At 71.3% G+C, this 4,685-nt stretch carries 4 protein-coding genes and 2 pseudogenes; 1 reads left to right on the top strand and 5 read right to left on the bottom strand.

From position 1 onward, the window contains the following. Positions 1 to 7 precede the first annotated feature (7 nt). Positions 8 to 214, top strand: a pseudogene (locus GT354_RS54060) (AMP-binding protein); the annotation flags it as partial. A 105-nt stretch (positions 215 to 319) separates the two neighbouring features. Here the strand turns inward: GT354_RS54060 and GT354_RS17075 are convergent. The 5 genes and pseudogenes from GT354_RS17075 to GT354_RS17055 form a co-directional block, all read right to left on the bottom strand. Further along, a pseudogene (locus tag GT354_RS17075) lies at positions 320 to 955 on the bottom strand (AMP-binding protein); the annotation flags it as partial. A gap of 102 nt (positions 956 to 1,057) precedes the next feature. After that, positions 1,058 to 1,510 (bottom strand): MaoC family dehydratase, encoded by a 453-nt coding sequence (locus tag GT354_RS17070; RefSeq protein ID WP_161357156.1) that lies wholly within the window; start codon positions 1,508 to 1,510, stop codon positions 1,058 to 1,060. A 215-nt stretch (positions 1,511 to 1,725) separates the two neighbouring features. Beyond that, complete coding sequence (locus tag GT354_RS17065) at positions 1,726 to 2,862, bottom strand: acyl-CoA dehydrogenase family protein (protein ID WP_161357155.1); 1,137 nt, start codon at positions 2,860 to 2,862, stop codon at positions 1,726 to 1,728. Continuing rightward, a complete protein-coding gene (locus tag GT354_RS17060; protein ID WP_161357157.1) occupies positions 2,859 to 4,034 on the bottom strand; it encodes an acyl-CoA dehydrogenase family protein in 1,176 nt (391 codons plus the stop codon). The genes GT354_RS17065 and GT354_RS17060 overlap by 4 nt, the downstream gene beginning before the upstream one ends. Before the next feature lie 35 nt (positions 4,035 to 4,069). Then, a partial coding sequence (locus GT354_RS17055) for an SDR family oxidoreductase (protein ID WP_161357154.1) occupies positions 4,070 to 4,685 on the bottom strand: 616 nt, incomplete at its 5' end.

The following is a 4,685-nucleotide window of genomic DNA, read 5'->3' as shown; positions in this document are numbered from 1 at the left end:
CACGGCCGTGCTGCTGTACACGAGCGGCACCACCGGCCGGCCCAAGGGCGCCGAACTGACGCACTTCCAGCTCTATATGAACTGCACTCTCGCCGGCGACCTGTTCGACCTTCTCCCGGGCGACATAACCCTCGGCGCGTTGCCACTGTTCCATGTGTACGGCCTGTCCAGCGTGCTCAACGTCGCGGTGCGCTACGGCGGGACGGTATCGCTGATGCTGCGCTTCGACGCGCAGGCCGCGCTCGACCAGATCGCGCGTGACCGTCCCGCCGTAGCGCACCGCGACGTTGAGCACGCTGGACAGGCCGTACACATGGAACAGTGGCAACGCGCCGAGGGTTATGTCGCCCGGGAGAAGGTCGAACAGGTCGCCGGCGAGAGTGCAGTTCATATAGAGCTGGAAGTGCGTCAGTTCGGCGCCCTTGGGCCGGCCGGTGGTGCCGCTCGTGTACAGCAGCACGGCCGTGTCGTCGCCCGCCATCGGCTCGATGTCGCCGCGAATCAGTTCCGCCCGACCGGGCGGCTCCTGCGATACCAGCTCGCCGAACGGGCGCGTGCCGTCCGGGACTTCGGCTCCGCCCATCATGGTGACGGCGTACACGACCGTGCCGGGCACGGCGGCGGCGGCGCCCAGCGCCTCGGCCGCGAAGACGTCGAACGCGATCAGCAGGCGCGCCCCCGAGTCGGCCAGGTGGAACTCGATCTCCGGCGCCTTGAGCAGCGGGTTGAGCGGCATGACCGCCACTCCGGCCTTGAGCGCGCCGAAGTAGGCGACCACGAACTCGGGCACGTTGGGCAGTGACAGGGCCAGCACGTCCCCGGGCCCGAGGCCGCGCGAGCGCAGTCCGCGGGCGAAGCGCGTGCTGCTTTCGTCGATCTCCTCGAAGGAGATCGATCGTTCGCCGTGGACGAGGCAGGTCGCGGCCGGGGTCGCGAGGCGGGACTCGCGCAGCATGGTCGCGAGGTTGAAGCTCACTCGGGTGCCTTCCTGGTCGGGTGATCGTGGCCGCTGGAGCAGGGGCGGGGGAGGGCTCATCGGGCCATCGGCCCGATGTGGCTACGGGACGATCAGCGAGAGCGTGTCGGCGACGCACGCGGGCTTCGCGGAGCCCTCGATCTCGATCGTGTGACGCACCGTCAGGCGCACGCCTGCCGCGGTCTCCACGACGTCGATCAACACGGCCGTGTCCCGTACCCGCGCATCGGCCGGCACCGGCGCCGGGAAACGGACCTTTTCCGTCCCGTAGTTCACGCCCATTCGCACGCCGCGCACGGTGAACAGGTCGGCCGCGAGGACCGGGATCAGCGACAGGGTCAGGTATCCGTGCGCGATGGTGGTGCCGAACGGGCCGTCCTTGGCCCGCTCGGCGTCCACGTGGATCCACTGGTGGTCGCCGGTCGCGTCGGCGAACGTGTCGATCCGGTCCTGGGTGACGGTGAGCCATTCGCTCGTACCGAGCGGCTCACCCTTGGCGGCGAACACCTCGGTGACGTTTTCGAAGACGCGCATGATGCTCCTCGGCGGGAGTGGGCGGGGGACCTGCGAGGCAAGGCGGGGCGGTGCGGTGCGGTGCCAGGTGGTGCAGTGCGGTCCGGTGGTGCGAGGCGAGGCGAGGGGAGGCGGGACAGCGGGGTGTGGTCGGTCCACGGGAGACGGGGGTGAGGGGCGACCTGCGGTGCGAGACGGGTCGACCGCGTGCGGCGGGAGTACCCGTCGAGGCCGGACTACGGTGCGAGGTCCACGAGTTCGGCCAACGCGGCGCGGTGTCGATCCGGGGTGCCGAAGGCGAGGGCATCGGCTTTGGCGCGTTTGAGGTAGAGGTGGGCGTGGTGTTCCCAGGTGAAGCCGATGCCGCCGTGGAGTTGGACGCATTCCTCGGCGGCGTGGACGGCGATGTCGGAGCAGTGGGCCTGGGCGACCGCGACCGCGACGGCGGTGTCGGGGTCGTCGACGGCCACACACGCGGCGGCGTAACGCGCGACCGCGCGGGCCTGGGTGATCGAGACCCACAGCGCGGCGAGTCGGTGCTTGGGCCCTTGAAAGGAGCCGACCGGGCGGCCGAACTGGTTACGGGTCTTCAGGTAGGCGACGGTGCTTTCGAGGCAGTACTCGGCGAGGCCGAGTTGCTCGGAGGCCAACAGGGCGGCGCCGGTGGTGATCGCGGCCGCGACGGCTGCCTCGGCGGCGTCGCCGCGTGCGATCGGGCGGCCCGGGGCGGCGGTCAGGGTGAGGTCGGTGAGGGGGCGGGTCAGGTCGAGTGAGGTCACCGACTGCCGGTGGACGCCTTCGTGCGTCGGGTCGACCGTGTACAGGGTGGGCCCTTGGGGCGTGGTGGCCGCTACCACGATCAGGTCTGCGGAGCCGGCGTCGACGACCGAGGTGACGGTGCCGGTCAGGGTGTCGTCGGTGTCCGCCCGCACGTCGTAAGGGGGTTGTGTGCCGGGGGCGGTGGCGAAGGACACCGCGAGGGTCGCGGTGCGGTGTCCGCCGGCGAGTTCGGTGAGCAGGTCGTGGGCGCCGCAGTGCCCGAGCGCGGCGGTGGCCAGGACGGCGCTGCCCAGGAACGGGGTGGGGGCGACCGCGCGGCCCAACTCCTCCATGACCAACGCGGTTTCGCGCCAGGTCGCGCCGCTTCCCCCGTGTTCCTCGGCGATGGCGAGGCCGGTGACGCCGATCTGTTCGGCGAGGACGCGCCACAGCTTCGGGTCGTACGGCTCGGTGGTCTCGATGCGTGCGAGCAGAGCCGGGAGGGCGACCCGATCGGTCAGCAAGTCCCGGAGTCCGCTGCGGAGATCGTCCTCGTCGGCGGTGTACGCCAGGTGTGCGGTGGGGGATTCGACCGTGCTCGTGCTCGGGGTCATCGGGGGAGGTCCTTCCACGCGGTGTCCTTGTCGACGCGGGGTTCGGGGGGTAGGCCCAGGACGCGTTCGGCGATGACGTTGAGCAGGATTTCGGAGGTGCCGCCCTCGATCGAGTTGCCCTTGGCGCGCAGGTAGCGGTAGCCGGGGGAGCGGGTGGTGAAGTCCACCGAGGCCGGGCGGCGCATGGTCCACTCGTCGTGACGCAGGCCCTGTTCGGCGAGCAGGTCGAGCTCCAGGCCGGAGATCTCCTGGTTCAGGCGCGCGTAGGTGAGTTTGGCGCCGGAGCCCTCGGGGCCGGGGTCGCCGGCGGCGAGTTGCAGGCGCAGCCGCTCGGTGGTGAGTCTGGCCGCCTCGGCCTCGACCCACAGTCGCAGGAGGCGGTCGTGCAGGCCGGCGGTGCGCAGTTCGGGGTGGGCACGCCAGGTGTCGGCGACGATGCCGATCATGCCGCCTTCGCGCGGCTCCGAGGCGCCGCCGATCGCGACGCGTTCGTTCATCAAGGTGGTGCGCGCGACGCTCCAGCCGTCGCCGATCTCGCCGAGGCGGTGCGCGTCGGGGATCCGGACGCCGGTCAGGAAGACCTCGTTGAACTCGGCCTCGCCGGTGGCCTGGCGCAGCGGTCGAACTTCCACGCCCGGTGCGGTCATGTCGCACACGAAGTACGTCATGCCGCGGTGTTTGGGCAGGTCGGGGTGGGTGCGGGTGACCAGGATCGCCCAGCGGGCCTCGTGGGCCATCGAGGTCCACACCTTCTGGCCGTCGACCACCCACGCGTCGCCGTCGCGCACCGCGCGGGTGCCGAGTGCCGCGAGGTCGGATCCGGCGCCGGGCTCGCTGAACAGCTGGCACCACACCTCCTCGCCGGTCCACAACGGACGCAGCCAGCGCGCGCGTTGCTCGGCGGTGCCGTACGCGAGCACGGTCGGGGCGGCCATGCCGAGGCCGATGCCGATCCGGCCCGGGTCGTTGGTCGGGGCGCCCGCGGCGACGAACCGCGCGTCGACGGCCCGCTGGGACGAACGCGGCGCGTCCAGACCACCGAGACCGACCGGGTAGTGCACCCATGCCAGGCCCGCGTCGAAGCGTGCCCGCAGGTAACCGATCTCGTCGGAGGTGTCGGGGTGGGCGGCGAGGAACGCGGTGACGCGTTCGTCGAGTTGGGCCGCGGTGATGTTCGGCGCTTCGTGCCGCGACTCGGCGTCGTCCTTCAGCACAGCGGGCCTCCCGCGACGTAGATCACCTGTCCGGACACGAAGCCGGAGTCCTCGCCGGTGAGAAACGCGATGGTGTTCGCGACGTCCTCGGGCCGGCCGACGCGGCGAACCGGGATCTGTCCGGCGGCGGCTTCCTGGAACTCCTTGAAGCCCATCCCGACCCGGGCCGCGGTGGCCGCGGTCATGTCGGTGACGATGAAGCCGGGCGCGACGGCGTTGGCGGTCACGCCGAACTTGCCCAGCTCGAACGCGAGCGTCTTGGTGAAGCCCTGGAGCCCGGCCTTGGCCGCGGAGTAGTTCGCCTGGCCGCGGTTGCCCAGCGCCGACGAACTCGACAGGTTGACGATCCGCCCCCACCCGGCGGCGGTCATGTGCGCCTGCACGGCGCGGCACATCAGGAACGCGCCGCGCAGGTGAACGTCGATGACCGTGTCCCAGTCGCCGTCGGACATCTTGAACAGCAGGTTGTCGCGGATCACGCCGGCGTTGTTGACGAGCACGGTGGGCGCGCCCAACTCGTCCGCGATCCGGGCGACGGCCCGATCGACCTGCTCGCCGACGGTGACGTCGGCGCCGATCGCCAGAGCCCGGCCGCCGGCCGCGACGATC

It is taken from the genome of Streptomyces sp. SID3343, from assembly GCF_009865215.1.
Taxonomy (GTDB): domain Bacteria; phylum Actinomycetota; class Actinomycetes; order Streptomycetales; family Streptomycetaceae; genus Embleya.
Note: the sequence above shows the minus strand (reverse complement) of the source record. Positions and strands in the feature narration are given on the sequence as shown.

What these genes read in the sequence shown, in the direction of transcription:
- GT354_RS17070 (WP_161357156.1), bottom strand. Translation starts at nt 1,510, where the DNA reads ATGCGCGTCTTCGAAAACGTCACCGAGGTGTTCGCCGCCAAGGGTGAG.
- GT354_RS17065 (WP_161357155.1), bottom strand. Translation starts at nt 2,862, where the DNA reads ATGACCCCGAGCACGAGCACGGTCGAATCCCCCACCGCACACCTGGCG.